Here is a 15,948-nt window from a genome sequence, read left to right as displayed (position 1 = left end):
GGTCAGCTCTCTACTCTTCGCCAGAAGCTGGACGAAAAGCACGGGTCGATGTAATTGCTGAAGGTTTCCCACAGGGGAAAATACTGTCGGAAGTGGACACCAGACATGCGCGCGTCCTTGGCGGGATAAACCGCACCACCTGCCTCGGCGACAACATCATCGAGCCGGTTCAGCAGATCCAGTGTATGCGCGCCGTGGAAAGGAAAATCGAGCGCAAGCGTGGCGCCTGGTCGCGGAAACGAAAGCATGCCCGGTGATACGCGTTCACCGAACTGCTTGAGCACGGCGAGGAACGAGCCGCCGCCCGCGGCCGAAATCATCCGAACCAGCTTGGCGATCGTGGCTTCGGCCAGGCTGGGCGGTACTACGCATTGATATTGCAGGAACCCACGAGGCCCATAAATGCGGTTCCACGCACCAATGCCATCTAGCGGGTAGAAGAACGGCTCGTAGTGCGCGACGGCGTGTACGACCTTGCCACGCTGGCGATGGAAATAGAGCTGATTGAAGGCGCGCAGGCTGAGCGGATTGATCAACGAGACGGGGGGCGTGATAGGCACGCTGAGGCGCCTTTTTGGCGGGGCGGGTCGCTCGCTCGCCTGAGCTGGCGCATGGTTGGCGCGGCTGAATATTCCGCGCCCGAGCGCAGGCCCCTTTGCGGCGCAATCGATCCAGGCAACGGTGTACTCATAATCCCGGTCGGACGCCGCCGATAGCGCAAAGAACTCGGACAGGTCGCGAAACCGGTGGTTCTCCGTGACCATCCAGGGGCTGGCGATTCGGCGCAGCTGAAAGGTGGCACATGTAATCAGGCCTGTGAGGCCTAGACCTCCGAGCGTCGCTGCAAACCACTCCGGGTTCTCGTCCGGAGCGCAGCGCATTCGACTGCCGTCGGTGCGAAGCAGATCGAACTCCCGCAGGTGGTGGCCGAAGGTTCCGGCACGATGGTGGTTCTTTCCATGCACATCGTTGGCGATGGCGCCGCCAACGGTGACGAATCGCGTTCCCGGTGTGACGGGAAGGAACCATCCCTGCGGCACGACCAGGTCGAGAATATCGGCAAACTGCGTGCCGGCCTCGCAGGACAGGATGCCCGTCGCTGGATCGAACGCGATGAAGCGATCAAGCCCACGGGTGTGAAGAAGGATGCCACCGTCATTGAGGCAACTGTCGCCGTAGCTCCGTCCGTTTCCAAAGGGAAGGCACGGCACATCGCTCGGTTGCAGCGGGTGATGTCTGTCGGTGACGGGTACGATCCGCGCTGTCGTGTGCGGATAGCGCCCCCAGGATTGTCCTGGCGCACTCATCAGATTGCCGACGCCACGACAATGGCGGCGATAAGCAGGACGATTCGACTCACCTTATCCATGATGGCGAATACCACGGGGTCGTCATGCATCACGCCGCGATGCGCAATAGCCCAAGTGCGGCTGATCCAATACAACAGCAGCGGGCAGAGCATCCACAGCCGATGAGGATGACGATAGAGCGACTCGCTGGCCGCACTATCCACATACAACGCCAGCACCAGTACTGCGAGATAGCCGCTCGAGCCGCCCAGCGACTGAATCAGCGGAATGTCGTCAACATCGTAGCCACGTCCGCTGGCCTTCACCTTGCCGCTGCGCTGTAGCGCCAATAGTTCGGTATACCGTTTGATCATCGCCAGACTGAGGAAGAGGAACATCGAGAATGCGAGCAGCCAAAACGATGGCTTGCTCTCGATCGCCGCGGTGCCGGCGAGAATTCGCGTCGTGTAAAGCGTTGCCAGCACGACGACATCGAGCATTATGATCCGCTTGAGACGGACCGAGTAGGCACTGGTAAGAACATAGTAGCCGCCTAGTACGGCCATGAACGCGGGAGAGATGAACCAAGCCAGTCCAAACCCTGCGATGAGCAGTGCCAAGGCGATTATAGGTCCGGCGATCAACGGCAGCGTTCCGGCCGCGAACGGACGATGTCGCTTGCGGTGGTGAAGGCGATCAGCGGGCAGATCGAGTAGATCGTTGGTCAAGTACACACTGGAGGCACACAATCCGAAACACAGGAAAGCGAGCAGTGACCACAACACGGCGTCAACGTCGAAGACGCGATGTGCTGCCAGTAGCGGCAAGAAGACCAGTATGTTCTTGATCCACTGGTGAACGCGAAGTGCCTTCATCCAGGTGCGTATTCCCGGGCGTTTCGTGACGAAGCGGCGTTCGACTGGACTGTGCTTCTCGGCGGCCCGTGACAGCATAGAGCCGCTTTCCACCACGATGGCGGCGCGGGCATGTTTCCACACCAGCAGGTCAATGGCGGCATTGCCGGCGTAGTCGAATCCACGTTCTCCGAAACGCGCTACAAGGGTCGCCCCCTTGTTGGCTCCGGCAAGATTCAGTTGGCCATCACTCGCAAGCACATCATCAAACACACCAACATGCGCTGCCACGCCTTCAGCCAAAGCACGGTCGGAGGCGGTGCACAGAACAATGGAGCGATGATTGCGTTGCTCGCGGAGCCAGGCGACGAGTGGTTCGTTATAGGGCAGGGAAGACAAATCCAGTGTGACGCGTCGTGCGATCTCCCACTTTAAATGCGCTTTGCCGCGCAATAGCCATCCAATCATGGCGAAAATCATCAGCGGCCGACTGGCGATCAGAGCTAGCGCCGACTCGATGAGTAGGTCGGAGCGAATGAGCGTTCCATCCAGGTCTACGCAAAGTGGCAGGTCGGTGCGGTCCATCGCGGGTTCCGGGTTGAAAAGTTGTGCCATGTCGTTTCCCCCTGGAGTGCCGTGGACTCTACGGCGTCGCGTTAACAAGATTCTGCAGTCCAAAAACACGAGATCTCACCATGCAGCACCAATGCCGCCCGTTGATTTTGGCATCCCCAGATGGTCGCTGAATGGTTGGCGCAAGTGTAAGTCTTAGATAATACAGTACGCGGCGAATTCACGCCCTGCCACCGTGGTGCTCGTCTAGCCCTGAGCTGCTTCCAACTCCGGAAGAAACTTGAATAGATAACCTGACGTCGTTCCGGATTTTCGTAGTCGTTTATAAAGTAGAGGTACAGGGGTTGATTTGGCGGCGTTCAAAGTGCGGGCAATCTGGATATGGGTCCTGCGCTTGATTCATTGCCGGCGTGGCTTTGACCAATACTCCATGAACTCGGCTCGTTCCTTGTCGGAAAAGAAGAACTGCATATAGCGTGTCGCGTACAGCACCTCCAGGATCGGGCGCGGCACGATGTAGCTTGCCATCAAGTCATCGTAGGCTGCGCTGTAGCTTTTTCCTTCGGCTGTATTGACCCTGCTTAGCTTGAACTTGGGCATCTCGAGAAAAGCCCCCATCGCGGCTTCGATTCCTGACAGGTTTTCGAGCCGATAAAGGAACAGATCCACCGTTGAGTTGCCAATGCGGATGTAACCCTTTTCGTGGTCGAACTTGTGCGCATAGATGTCCAGCCCGCAGTAGAACTGGTGATCAAACCAGTCAGCGACCACACCGCAATCAGGCAGGAAACTTTTTTCCAGATGAGCGCGTGCCCGATCCAAATCGACGTGGCCGGATGCATCCATGGGCACCGTACTGAGGTATTGGAATACGCCCGATAGGGCCCGTGACACGATTTCCCGCCCTGCCGAGATTACCCGCAATGGCCGTGAGCGCTGGTGCGCAACGATCTTCGGGTAGGTTAGGGAGCATGTCGGGTAGTGCAAGGCAAGATCTGTTGGCCAGTGTAAATGCAAAACCCCGCCTTCGTAGTTGCCGTTTAGTGCGGCCGCGATGGCATGCGATCCGACCTTGCCGGGCTGAAAGATGTGAAGGGATGTGTTGAACAGCCATTCAGTATCGGCGTTGGCAAAGAGGTCTTCGTAGAAGCCCATGTAGCAGTAATGCAATTGCGCGGCGGCACCATTCTCCAGATTGAGCCGCGGATAGCGCTTGCGATAAAAGTCAGTATCGAGGCCTACGCAACGATCCAGATCTATCAAGCGCTGTTCGGCATAGCCATTGAATACGAAATGCCAGCGCGCAGCCCCCTCGTTCTCAAAATGCAGATCCGGGTTGGCGCGCATATATTCGTGCCAATGGAAGTCACGCAGAATGGCTTCGGCATAAGGATTCTGCAGCAAGGTTCCGTATATTTGCGGTTGTGAAGTACGATCAAATCTTCGCGCAAGCTGCGAGGCGCGCATCCGCCAGCACGCTTGCATGATGGTGTCTTGGCAGTAATTGCGCATGCGCCGGGCAACGTGAAATCGGAACTTGCTGGTTATAGCCATTTCCGCCCCCTTTTTTGAATTTACGCCCTAGCGCCCTCAGATTGATCGGTGAGTATCCTGTTCGAGGACTTTGGAACGACACAGCAGCCCCGCGCCGTGTCGCCCATGTTGCCTCTTAGCCTAGCGCGGTTTCCAGCTCGGGCAGGATTTTGAACAAGTCGCCCACCAGTCCGAGGTCCGCAATCTCGAAAATCGGCGCCTCGCCGTCCTTGTTGATCGCCACGATCGTGCCAGCGTCCTTGATGCCAGTCAGATGCTGGATAGCGCCGGATATGCCAATGGCCATGTACAGCTCGGGGGCGATGATCTTGCCGGTTTGGCCGACCTGCAGGTCGCTCGGCACGTAGCCTGCGTCGACGGCAGCGCGCGAGGCACCAACGGCGGCGCCGATCTTGTCGGCGAACTTGTAGATGATCTCGAAGTTTTCCTTCGAGCCAACGCCACGGCCGCCGGAGACGACCTTGCTGGCGCTCTGTAGATCCGGGCGGTCGCTCTTGCCCGACTGCAATTCAACGAAGCGGGTGTGCGAGGGCAGGGCAGCGTCGACGCTGATGGCCTCGACCGGCGCACTGTTAGCACCGCTGTTGGCGGCAGGCCACGAGGCGGTGCGGATAGTGGCTACCACGACGGAGCCCGCATCGGCTTCGACAGTGATGATGGCGTTGCCCGCATAGATCGGGCGCTTGAAGGTATGGCTGCCTTCCACGCTCATGACATCGCTGACCTGGCCCACGCCCAGCAATGCAGCGACGCGCGGCAGCACGTCCTTGCCGAAAGTGGTGGAGGGCGCGAACACGTGGCTGTAGCCGGCAGCGGCCTTGGTGATCTGCGGGGCCAGCACGGCCGCCAGCGGATGCGCGTTCTCGGCACGGGCGATGGTCAGCACGCGGCTGACGCCTTCGATATTGGCGGCTTCAGCGGCAATGGCGTCGGCGTTGTCGGCGAGCACCAGCACGTCAATGGCTTCGGGCTTCACGGCGGCAGCTGCGCTCACGGCGCGTGCGGTGGAAGGGTTGAGTTTGCCGCCCAGGTGTTCGGCAATGACGAGAATTTTGCTCATAACTTGTCTCCCGTAGGCTGCTTAAAGCAGACCCTTCTGCTTCAGCGCCGAGACCAGTTCGGCCGCGTCCTTCACCATCACGCCCTTGCTGCGCTTGGCCGGCGCGGCGTAGTGCGTGGTCTTGAGATGGGCGTTGTTCTCGACACCCAATGAGCCGAGCTCGATGGTGTCGATGGGCTTGGATTTCGCCTTCATGATGTCCGGCAGCTTGATGAAGCGCGGTTCGTTGAGGCGCAGATCCGTGGTGATCACGGCGGGCAGCTCGGCTTCAATGACTTCCAGGCCAGCGTCGACCTCGCGGGTCACCGTGACCTTGCCATCCGCGATCTCGACCTTGCTGGCGAAGGTTGCCTGCGGACGATCCCACAGCGCGGCCAGCATCTGGCCGGTCTGGTTGGCGTCGTCGTCGATGGCCTGCTTGCCGAGGATGACCAAGCCTGGCTGTTCCTTCTCGATCAGCTTCTGGAGCACGCGCGCCGCAGTGAGCGGCTGCACGGCATCGGCGGTCACCACGTGGATGGCGCGGTTCGCGCCCATTGCAAGGCCGTTTCGCAGATGCGCGGTGAGATCGGCCGGACCGATGCCGACCACCACGACTTCTTCGGCCACGCCCTTCTCGCGAAGGCGCAGCGCTTCTTCCAGCGCGATGTCGTCGAACGGATTGGCGGAGAGCTTCACACCATCGGTCACCACGCCGGTGCCATCGGGTTTCACCTGGATGCGGACGTTGTAATCCACAACGCGCTTGTAGCCGACCAGAATCTTCATCAGCATCTTCCTGTAATAGGTGACCATCCATTGACGGCCAGGCCCCATATCTTACTCGCAGTAAAACGATCGTATGAAGTGAAGCAAGCGCGCGGCTCCTAAAGAGCCGCGCTGCCACTTTATTGCAACACTCTTCGCAGAGTGTCGAGCGCAGCATCGAACGAAAAGTATTTGCGCACATTTTCCAGGCTGGAGTCGGAAAGATCGTTCCAGAGCTCCCTGTTCTCGTAAGCTCGCAGGACGGCATCCGCGAAATGCGCAGCGTCGTCGGCCAGCAATATGTCCTGGCCATCAGTCAACATCATGCCCTCAGCCGCGATGGTTGTAGCCACAACCGGCAGGCCATGGCTCATTGCCATGTTGACTTTGCCCTTGACGCCGGCTCCATACCGAAGCGGCGCGAGCGCCACACGGCACCCCTGCATCCAGGGAGTAAGCTCGGGTACGCGCCCATGAATGCTGACATTTTCACCGGCATAACGCTTTCGGGCACCCTCGGGCATATCTCCGATCAGATGGAGGACGATGTCGGGCCGCGCAGCGTGGATACGTGGAAATATCTCCCCGACCAGCCAATCGACCGCATCCTCGTTGGGTGGATGGCCGAAGCCGCCGACGAACACTAGGTCACGCCGTTCATCGAAATCGGTTTGTCGGCCATATATTTCATGGATATTTGAGAGCAACTCAATGCGCGAACCTGGGGCCTGAGCGGCCAAAATCGCCTGTTCTACGGGGCTGACCACAAAGGTCGCATCACTTGCCTTGATAAGCGCCAGCTCGCGACGACGAGAAAGCTCCGCCCGGCGGGCTAGCTGCGCACTGCCAGTATGTTTGGCTGCACGCTGCTCGCGAAGGAAGTGCAAGTCGACAGTGTCAAACAGAAGTTTTGCGTTGGGCGCAAGTCGGCGCGCCAATGCGAGGTGCGGATCTGCTACGTAATGCCTGCAAAACATGATGGCATCCAGCGCGGGGCCTTCCTTTTTGAGCCAGGTGGCCAATGGCGGGACCCAGGGCTTGCAAAGCGTATGTATGCCTAATCTACCTAGACGGTCGATCTCCTCCGAACTCGCGCGCTGATTATTCGGCATGAAGCTCACGTTCCAGCCGAGGTCGCACATGAGCCGCATGATATTGATCATCCGCAGTGACCCGGAATCGCGCGTAGGGTCAGGAGTCAGCGCATCGACTATCAGGATGGATCGCCCATTTGCGTAATGAAGCGCTTGATCGATCGAGGTGTTTGGCTGAGGGTGCCCCTGCAAAACAGACTGCCATTTGTCGACGAACTTGATGCGGTTGATTACCTGGTGCCGCTTCATTCCGGATTGCAGATCCGTTCCAGCGCTGATCCCTTCGTAATGGACTACGGTGCTGGTGGGGTCGTAGTAGACCTGTAGCCCGAGTTTCCGAACCTCAAAGGCGAGATCGGTATCTTCGTAATAGGCTGGCTCGAAACGCGTGTCGAAGCCGCCGACGCGCAGGAATACGTCGCGACGTATCATCAGCGACGCACCACTGACATAGTCAACCGCGCGGCGGTAGCGCCATGCCGGTGCGTCGCGGCGCTCAAAGCGGCCCGCATTCCAGCCGCTACCGTCAGAAAACACGAGGCCACCCGCCTCCTGGAGCCGCCCATCGGGATAGACCAGACGGCTACCCGCGATTCCGCAATCGCTTCTTTCGGCGAAGCAGGCGAGGAGGCCATCCATCCAGTTGGGCAGGGCCTGCGTGTCGTTGTTGAGAAAGTGCAGATATTCACCGCGCGCCACCGACGCACCGGCGTTGCAGCTTGCTACAAAACCGAGATTGGTTTCGTTCCGTATTAGGCGCAGGCCTTCGACGTCGGTGAGCACCGTGGCACTGTCATCCGGCGAGGCATCGTCTACCACGATAACTTCGAATGAAGCAGCAGGCGCGTATCGCTGCAATGAGCGCAGACAAGCCACCGTATAGATCAACTTGCCGTGTATCGGGATGATTACCGAGACAAGTGGATTCTCGCAGGTGGGTAGTGAGAATGGCTCGAAAGGTGCATTCAGCGGATAGAGTGGCAGTGAGTTGTCGAGGGCGGGGCGACGCTCGAACTCCTGCCGGGCTCGGGCTAGTGTTCCGCGCCAGCCGCGCAGCGCTACGCTGCCACGGAAACGTTGCAGCGCATAATTGAGGCGTTTGAGGCGCCAGGTTAGTCGGGCAGACAGCGCGGAGTCCTCGAGTCACAGATTCTGATAATTCGGCCCCGACCCACCCTCTGGCGTCACCCAGTTGATGATCTGGTACGGGTCCTTGATATCGCAGGTCTTGCAGTGCACGCAATTGGCGGCGTTGATCTGCAGGCGTTTGCCGCTGCCGTTTTCGGCGGTGGCGTCGTCCACGATCTCATAGACGCCGGCGGGACAGAAGCGGGTGCACGGGTTGCCGAATTCGACAGCGCACTGAGTCACGCACACATTCGTGTCGGACACATGCAGGTGGATAGGCTGGTCTTCGTCGTGTTCGGTGGCGGCGAAGTACACCCCAGCCAGACGGTCGCGCGGCGGCAGTTCGCGTTGTACGTAGTCGCGCTTGGGTTCTTCCTGCTGGCCGAGCTTGTGCAGCGAGGACCAGTCGGGCTTGTTCTTGAACGTCCAGGGCGAGGCGCCAAGGGTCACGGTTTCCCAGGCCGCGTTCAACATGCCGAACCACAAACCCTTCTTGAACGCGGGCTTGATGTTGCGCACCTTCTTCAGCTCAGCCATCACGTCAGAAGCGCGCAGCTTCGCGTCGAAGCCAGCCGGGTTCAGATCGTTCGCAGCCAGATGTTCGGCGGCGAGCATGCCGCTCTTGATGGCCTGATGGGTGCCCTTGATCTTGGGCACGTTGAGCAGGCCGGCGGTGTCGCCGATCAGCAGGGCGCCTGGCATTTCCAACTTGGGCAGCGACTGGTAGCCACCGGTGACGATCGCGCGTGCACCGGCTGAAAGGATGGTGCCGCCCTCGAGCACCGACTGTACCGTCGGATGGTTCTTCCACTGCTGGAAGGCTTCCCACGGCTGGTAGTTCGGGTCGGTGTAGTCCAGGCCGCTGACGTAGCCCAGCGAGATACGGTCCTTGTCCAGGTGATAAAGGAAGCTGCCGCCGTAGGTGTGGCTGTCCGCCGGCCAGCCGAAGCTGTGGACGATCTTGCCCGGCTGTGCGCGGCCAGCGGGCAACTGCCACAGTTCCTTGATGCCGATGGAGTAGCCCTGCGGGTCGCTGTCCTTGTCCAGCGCGAAGCGTTTGATCAGCTGTTTGGTGAGGCTGCCGCGCGCACCTTCGGCCAGCACGGTGACCTTGGCCTTGATGTCGATGCCCTGGGTGTAGCCCGCCTTTTGCGAACCGTCCTTGGCCACGCCCATGTCGCCGATGCGTACACCGGCCACTGATCCGTCGTCATTGAAGACATTGTCGGCGGCGGCAAAGCCCGGGAATACATCCACGCCCAGCGCCTCGGCCTGTGGCGCCAGCCAGGCGCACATCGCGCCCAGCGACACGATGAAGTTGCCGTGGTTGTTCATGCCCGGCGGCACCGGCAGCTTGTGTTCGCCCGTCTTGGTAAGCAGCCAGAACTCGTCCTCGGTGGCCGGCACGCAGATAGGCGGCGGATTGTCGCGCCAGCCCGGCAGCAGGGCGTCCAGCGGCTGCGGTTCGATCACCGCGCCAGAAAGGATCTGTGCACCGATGGTCGATGCCTTCTCGATCACGCAAACGCTTACCTCCGGCTTGATCTGTTTCAGGCGGATGGCAAACGAGAGCCCGGACGGGCCTGCGCCAACGACGACGACGTCGTATTCCATGGTTTCGCGGTCGCTCATGGCGGACTCCAGCTGATCTAGTGCGGCACGACACCGTTCCCTCACGTATGGAACGGGCAAACTGGCATTGTCCGGGTTCAGACCGTGCCGGGCAACGGAGGATGGTCAGATCCTTGCAAACCTTTCATGTGCAGTAGCGATAATCCCCCTCAGTGAGACCCAGGGAAGACGTCATGAATCTGCAGCCCCCGATCAGCGGCCTCGATCAGCGCCGGGCCACCATGTGTCAGCTGTTGCACTGGCTGGCAGTGGATCGTGTGCAGCCTCAGGGGCTGGCCGAGACCTATCTGGAGGCGATTGAGCGCCTCAATCCCCAGATCAATGCCTACGTCAGCGTGAGTTCGGCGATGCTGCAGGAGCAGGCGCTGGCAGCCCAGCATCGCCGTCGTGACGGGGTGATAGGCCGGCTCGACGGTATCCCGGTGGCGCTGAAGGACAACTTTGACGTGGCCGGTTGGCCCACCACGGCCGGCCTGGCCGGACGCCGACAGCCAGCTGCTGACGATGCCCACGTCGTGGCCCGACTGCGTGCTTCTGGTGCCGTGCTCATCGGCAAAACCAATATGGATGAGGGTGCGCTGGGTGCGGTCACGGACAACCCACACCACGGCCCCACCCACAACCCGCACCGTCACGGCTACACCGCGGGCGGATCGTCTGGTGGCGCGGCCGCGGCAGTGGCCGCGGGCCTGGCGGTGGTGGCGGTGGGATCGGACAGCCTGGGCTCCATTCGCATTCCTGCCAGCTATTGCGGTGTGTATGCGCTCAAGCCCACCCATGGCGAGATTTCAGCGCGCGGCATGGTGGCGGCGGCACGACGGCTGGATACGGTAGGCCTGCTCGCGCGCAGCGCGGACGATCTCACCGTGCTGCTGCAGGTACTGGCCGGATATGACGCCGATGACTCGCGCTCGCGTCGTCGCCGCGTGGCGCTATCGCCGCCGGACTGGGAGCCTGGCCGCCTGCGCGCGGGCTTCCTGCCCAACCTGGCTGCGCTGGGCGTGCGGCCGGAGGTGATCGAAGTCTTCGAGGCTGCGCTGGCGAAATGGCCACGCGAACTTGGCGAGCGTCGCACGGTGGACTTTTCCGACTGGGATTTCGCGCGCACCCGTCGCGCCGGCCTGCTGCTGATGGAGGCGGAGATGCTGGGCACCTTCGCTGCCGACCTGGCCGAGACCGACCAGCGTGTATCCGAACATTTCCGCCGCCTGCTTGGTTACGCCGCCGGCAAGAGCGCGGCCGACTATGCCGTTGCCGACCGCGTGCTGGATGCCGCCACGCTGAAGATGCGCCGTCTGTTCGCACAGATTGATGTGCTGGTGCTGCCTACCACGCCACAGGGTGCGTTCCCGCTGGATGGCCCGGTGCCCGATTCGCAGGCGGATCTGACCAGTTTCGCCAGCTTGGCCGGGTGTCCCGCGGTGAGCATTCCGATGGGCTATCTGCCCGATGGCATGCCGATCGGCCTGCAACTTGTCGGTGCGCGCGGTTCGGACCTGCGTCTGCTGGAACTGGCGTCGGTGTGCGCCTCCACGCTGGATGTCGAGCCGTCATTTCCTGCCATTGCATGATTCGTCGACGTCATGCGTGATCGATGGAAGTGATGCGGTGAGCCTGTTTGATGGTGTAACGCCAGCCGGCTGGCAGCACTTGCCGCTGCCCGGAGGCGAACTTTCGTTGTGGAATCACTGGCTCGGCGTCGCCGAGGCCGATGCGCTGCTTGCCGAACTGCAGGCGACCATCTCGTGGGAGACCCATCGCATCCGTATCTATGGGCGAGAGGTAGATTCGCCGCGCCTCAGTTGCTGGATCGGCGATGCCGACGCCACCTATGTCTATTCGCGCACACGCTTCGAGCCGCGGCCCTGGACACCCGTGCTTTCTGCGCTGCGCACACGGGTGGAGCAGGCCTGCGCCACGCGCTTCAACAGCGTGCTCGCCAACCTCTATCGCGACGGACACGACTCGATGGGTTGGCATAGTGACAACGAGCCCGAGCTGGGTGGGCAGCCCGTCATCGCTTCGCTAAGTCTTGGGGCCACGCGCCGGTTTCGCTTGCGGCCGCGACGAGGTGATGCCAAACGTGACATGCATGTCATCGAGCTGGGCCATGGCAGTGTGTTGCGCATGGCGGGCGATACGCAGCGCCTTTATGTGCATGACTTGCCGAAGACGACCGCGGCGGTGGGTCCGCGGCTCAATCTCACGTTTCGATGGGTGGATTCGGCGCGGCGCTGAGTGGTTGCGTCATCCGTCACGTTCTTGATCGTCGTCCCAGCGAAAGCTGGGACCCAGCGCCTTTGAGTCCTGCCTGATCGATCCGAAGAAAGCCATGGCACTGGGTCCCAGCATGACCAGCCCTTCGGCTGTTGAGGGCCGGTGGGCCAACGGTGAGGAATATCGCGGAAGAGGAATATCGGGAGGCGGGGAATTCAGTTGTTGCGTCCGCCATGCGGCTCGAGTGGCTGTTGCATGGTCCACGCCACCAATTGCGTGGCCAGCGCATCGGTGGCTTGTCCAAAGGCCGCGACCACCTGCGGCACGGCGGTGCCAGCCACGCGCTGAGTAATGTCGAAGCGGTGCGTGGCCACGATGCGAAGACCGGCGTTCTGCACCAGCCGTGCATCGAAGCGGATCACCACCACGGGTTGCCCGCCCTGGTATTCGGACTGAAAGGAGCGCAGGTCGCCAGCTAGCGCGTAGTCCGCCTGCAGGCTGTTGTCGTCGCTGCTGAGGGCGCCGATACGCCCGTCATCACGGAAAGCGTCAAGCAGTCGGTTGCGCAGCAAGGTTGTCGCGGTGTCGCTCCAGCGCGCGCCCTTGTACATACTGATTACGTCGCCCTGCGGCTGCACCGCGATGCGTGAGCTGTCGATCATGCGCTCGGCTTGCGGGGTATCAACGCGCAGCGACCATGCGACCGACTGCGCCTGGGCATGCGGCAGCGGCGCGGCGGGCAGGCGATATATATCCGGCGATTCCGCCTTGGGCAGCACAGAGCACGCGGTGAGCAGTGCGATAGCCGTCCAGGCGGAAAAATGGGCGATCAGCCTCATGGTACGAACTCCTTGCTGCGGTCGCGGCCAAGCAGGAAGCCGGCCGGGTTGTCGTCGAGGCGGCGCGAAATGCCGCGCAGCGAGCCTGCTGCATCACGCAACTCGCGCACCGCTGGGCCCAGTTCGCTGAAGCCCTGCATGCCGCCGTTGATGGCGGCCCGATTGTCATTGAGCAGTCGATCGATACTGGCGGTGGAGCGTTCGAGCGAGGCCATGGCGTTTCTCGCACTGTCCAGCGTGGCGCGCGCCTGGTTGTCGACAAGACCGTTCGCGTTGCGTATCAGTTGATCGGTCTGGGCGAGCGTGTCGTTGGCCTGCTTGCTGGCAAGTGCCAGCTGCTGAAGCATTTGGCGTATGTCGTCGCGTTGATCGGCGATGGCGCCCGTGGCCTTGTCCAGATGATCGAGCGTGCGTCCGATGCGATCCATGTTCTCGGGCGACAACAAAGCGCTGGCGCGAGCGACCACATCGTTGATGTTGACCATCAGGTCTTCGCCGTTGGCGAGGATGCGGCTGAGCGGCGACGGATCGGCCACGATCACGGGCAGGTTGCCGTTCTTGCCTTCCAGCGGCGCACTCTGCGGCGAGCCGCCGCTGAGCTGGATCACCGCAAGGCCGGTCACGCCGGTCATCGCCAGCTTGGCATGCGTGTCCTGGCGCACCGGGGTATCGCCGCCCAGACGAATCCATGCGAGCACCTTGCGTGGGTCCTGGGGATCGAGCTTGAGCTGGGTGACGTCGCCCACCTTGATGCCGTTGTATTGCACGGCGCTGCCTTTGGAGAGGCCGGTTACCGCCTCGTTGAAGACGATTTGATAGTCCGCAAACTGTTTGTCGGAACTGGACTTGGCCAGCCACAGCGCGAACAGCAGGGCAGCTGTCACCACGATCACAGTGAACAGGCCAATCAGTACATGATGGGCACGCGTTTCCATCTCATTTCACCTCGGGCGATGGCTCGCTGGCGTGCGCTTCTTCCGCAGCGCGACCACGCGGGCCGTGAAAATAAGCCTGCACCCATGGGTCGCTGTTCTCTGCGACCACATTGAGCGGGCCGACCACCAAAACTTTCTTCTGCGACAGCACGGCAACGCGGTCGCAGATCGTATAGAGCGTGTCCAGATCGTGGGTTACCAGGAACACGGTGAGTCCCAGCGCGTCGCGCAGGGTCAGGATCAGCTGGTCGAACGCAGCGGCGCTGATCGGATCGAGCCCGGCCGTCGGCTCGTCGAGAAACAGGATCTCCGGATCGAGCGACAGGGCGCGTGCCAGCGCCGCTCGCTTGACCATGCCGCCGGAAAGCTCCGACGGGTACTTTGTCTCGGTACCGGCTGGCAATCCGGCCAGCGCAAGCTTCACGCCCGCCAATTGCTGCGCATCCGGCCGTGCCAGGCCGGCGTGCTCGATGAGCGGCATGGCGACGTTCTCCACGATATTGAGCGAGGAGAACAGCGCGCCGTTCTGGAACAGCACGCCGAAGCGGCGCTCCACCAGCGATCGCTGCTCGGGCGAGAGGCTCAGCAGATCCTTGCCGAACACATGTACTTGACCGGAGGTGGGTCGCCGCAGCCCCACGATGCTGCGCAACAACACCGATTTGCCGGTGCCCGAGCCGCCGACCACGCCGAGGATCTCACCACGGTGCACGTCCAGGTCCAGGTGTTCGTGCACGGTCTGCGTGCCGAAGCGATTGACCAGGTTGCGCACCTGGATCACGTCTTCTTGCGGCTGTGGTTTCGGTACGGCGCTCACCAGCCCATCTCCATGTAGAACAACGCGGCCACTGCGTCGAGCAGGATCACCACGAAGATCGATTGCACCACGCTGGACGTCGTGTGTTCGCCCACCGACTCAGCGCTGCCGGTGACCTTGAAGCCTTCGAGGCAACCGATCACGGCGATGACGAACGCGAAGATGGGCGCCTTCGCGATGCCGACCAGGAAGTTCCGCACGCCGATGTCCGATTTGACCAGGTTGATGAACATCACGGGCGAGATGTCCAGCACCAGCGCACACACCAGGCCGCCGCCGATAAGGCCGGAGATCATCGCCAGAAAGGTGAGCATGGGCAGTGAGGCCAGCATGGCCAACACGCGCGGAAGCACGAGCAACTCCATCGGGTCGAGACCGAGCGTGCGGATAGCGTCGATCTCTTCGTTCGCCTTCATCGAGCCGATCTGGGCGGTAAAGGCGCTGGCGGTGCGGCCAGCCATCAGGATGGCGGTAAGCAACACGCCGAATTCGCGCAGGAACGAGAACGCCACCAGATCCACCGTATAGATGGTGGCGCCGAAGTCGGCCAGCACCGTAGAGCCGAGGAACGCCACCACGGCGCCCACCATGAAGGTGAGCAGCGCCACGATGGGCACGGCATCCAGCCCGGTTTCCTCGACGTGTGCCACCAGCGAAGTGACGCGCCAACGACGCGGGTGCAACACGGAGCGCGCGAAGGTCTCCAGGGTGAGCCCGACGAAACCCAGTAGCTGGATCTGCTGGCGCCACACGTTTTCCATCGCCGCGCCGATGCGCGCGAGCAGCTCAGTGACGGTGTTGCCGCGGTGGTGAAGCTTCGGCTCGCGGTAACCATCCATCGCCACGCCGATGGTTTGCAGCAGCGCGCGCTGGGCGGCCGGCAGGCTGGGGTCCGCGTGGGTCAGGTCACCCAGGCGAGCCGCGCCCAGCAACCTGGCCAGAAGCGACGCGCCGGCGGTGTCCAGCGCACCCAGGCCGCTCAGGTCGATGGTCGTGCCTTGGTCCAGCGGCGCCTTGAGGGCGGCGACGGTGCGCTCCAGCGATGCGTAGTGGGCCAGCGTCCAGTCACCCGCTACACGAAGGCGGGGCGGCATCACGGTGGCATCGAGTTGTGCGCTTCCTGTCGCCATCGATGTGCTCATGAGGGCGATCTTAGTGGACTGTCGCGTACGTCAGGTGACGGAAGGATGGTCCCGGTCAGCGCTCGTG

Annotated in this window: 13 protein-coding genes; 2 read left to right on the top strand and 11 right to left on the bottom strand. The window is 61.7% G+C overall.

Going from position 1 to position 15,948, the window contains the following annotated elements; translation table 11 throughout:
• Nucleotides 1–2 precede the first annotated feature (2 nt).
• The 7 genes from AC3CBN_RS01180 to AC3CBN_RS01150 form a co-directional block, all read right to left on the bottom strand.
• Nucleotides 3–1,307: an FAD-binding oxidoreductase gene (locus AC3CBN_RS01180; RefSeq protein WP_488635007.1), complete on the bottom strand. Its 1,305-nt coding sequence runs from the start codon at nucleotides 1,305–1,307 to the stop codon at nucleotides 3–5.
• Complete coding sequence (locus tag AC3CBN_RS01175) at nucleotides 1,307–2,758, bottom strand: UbiA family prenyltransferase (protein ID WP_488635006.1); 1,452 nt, start codon at nucleotides 2,756–2,758, stop codon at nucleotides 1,307–1,309. The genes AC3CBN_RS01180 and AC3CBN_RS01175 overlap by 1 nt, the downstream gene beginning before the upstream one ends.
• Nucleotides 2,759–3,115: 357 nt before the next feature.
• On the bottom strand, nucleotides 3,116–4,270 hold the full coding sequence (locus AC3CBN_RS01170; protein ID WP_488635005.1) for a hypothetical protein: 1,155 nt from the start codon (nucleotides 4,268–4,270) through the stop codon (nucleotides 3,116–3,118).
• A 115-nt stretch (nucleotides 4,271–4,385) separates the two neighbouring features.
• Nucleotides 4,386–5,330, bottom strand: coding sequence for an electron transfer flavoprotein subunit alpha/FixB family protein (locus tag AC3CBN_RS01165; RefSeq protein ID WP_488635004.1), 945 nt, complete (start codon nucleotides 5,328–5,330; stop codon nucleotides 4,386–4,388).
• A gap of 21 nt (nucleotides 5,331–5,351) precedes the next feature.
• The gene (locus AC3CBN_RS01160; RefSeq protein WP_488635003.1) at nucleotides 5,352–6,098 is read right to left on the bottom strand and encodes an electron transfer flavoprotein subunit beta/FixA family protein; all 747 of its coding nucleotides are present in this window, start codon (nucleotides 6,096–6,098) and stop codon (nucleotides 5,352–5,354) included.
• Between the two features lie 119 nt (nucleotides 6,099–6,217).
• Nucleotides 6,218–8,059 (bottom strand): glycosyltransferase, encoded by a 1,842-nt coding sequence (locus AC3CBN_RS01155; protein ID WP_488635002.1) that lies wholly within the window; start codon nucleotides 8,057–8,059, stop codon nucleotides 6,218–6,220.
• Between the two features lie 255 nt (nucleotides 8,060–8,314).
• A complete protein-coding gene (locus AC3CBN_RS01150; protein WP_488635001.1) occupies nucleotides 8,315–9,931 on the bottom strand; it encodes an electron transfer flavoprotein-ubiquinone oxidoreductase in 1,617 nt (538 codons plus the stop codon).
• A 173-nt stretch (nucleotides 9,932–10,104) separates the two neighbouring features.
• Here AC3CBN_RS01150 and AC3CBN_RS01145 point away from each other — a divergent pair, with 173 nt between their 5' ends.
• Nucleotides 10,105–11,502, top strand: a complete 1,398-nt coding sequence (locus tag AC3CBN_RS01145) for an amidase (RefSeq protein WP_488635000.1) — start codon at nucleotides 10,105–10,107, stop codon at nucleotides 11,500–11,502.
• Nucleotides 11,503–11,539: 37 nt separating this feature from the next.
• Nucleotides 11,540–12,169 carry an alpha-ketoglutarate-dependent dioxygenase AlkB family protein gene (locus AC3CBN_RS01140; protein WP_488634999.1) on the top strand — a complete coding sequence of 210 codons (630 nt, stop codon included), beginning with the start codon at nucleotides 11,540–11,542 and terminating at the stop codon, nucleotides 12,167–12,169.
• Nucleotides 12,170–12,363: 194 nt separating this feature from the next.
• On the opposite strand, the gene AC3CBN_RS01135 is transcribed toward AC3CBN_RS01140, so the two are convergent.
• Genes AC3CBN_RS01135 through AC3CBN_RS01120 form a run of 4 tightly spaced genes read right to left on the bottom strand, consistent with a single transcriptional unit; the run spans nucleotide 12,364 to nucleotide 15,881 of the window.
• Nucleotides 12,364–12,987: an ABC-type transport auxiliary lipoprotein family protein gene (locus AC3CBN_RS01135; RefSeq protein WP_488634998.1), complete on the bottom strand. Its 624-nt coding sequence runs from the start codon at nucleotides 12,985–12,987 to the stop codon at nucleotides 12,364–12,366.
• On the bottom strand, nucleotides 12,984–13,922 hold the full coding sequence (locus tag AC3CBN_RS01130) for an MlaD family protein (protein ID WP_488634997.1): 939 nt from the start codon (nucleotides 13,920–13,922) through the stop codon (nucleotides 12,984–12,986). Before AC3CBN_RS01130 ends, AC3CBN_RS01135 begins: the two co-directional genes overlap by 4 nt.
• 1 nt (nucleotide 13,923) lies before the next feature.
• Complete coding sequence (locus AC3CBN_RS01125) at nucleotides 13,924–14,739, bottom strand: ABC transporter ATP-binding protein (RefSeq protein ID WP_488634996.1); 816 nt, start codon at nucleotides 14,737–14,739, stop codon at nucleotides 13,924–13,926.
• On the bottom strand, nucleotides 14,736–15,881 hold the full coding sequence (locus AC3CBN_RS01120; protein WP_488634995.1) for an ABC transporter permease: 1,146 nt from the start codon (nucleotides 15,879–15,881) through the stop codon (nucleotides 14,736–14,738). The genes AC3CBN_RS01125 and AC3CBN_RS01120 overlap by 4 nt, the downstream gene beginning before the upstream one ends.
• Nucleotides 15,882–15,948 lie beyond the last annotated feature (67 nt).

This window comes from Dyella sp. OK584, assembly GCF_057787755.1.
Note: the sequence above shows the minus strand (reverse complement) of the source record. Positions and strands in the feature narration are given on the sequence as shown.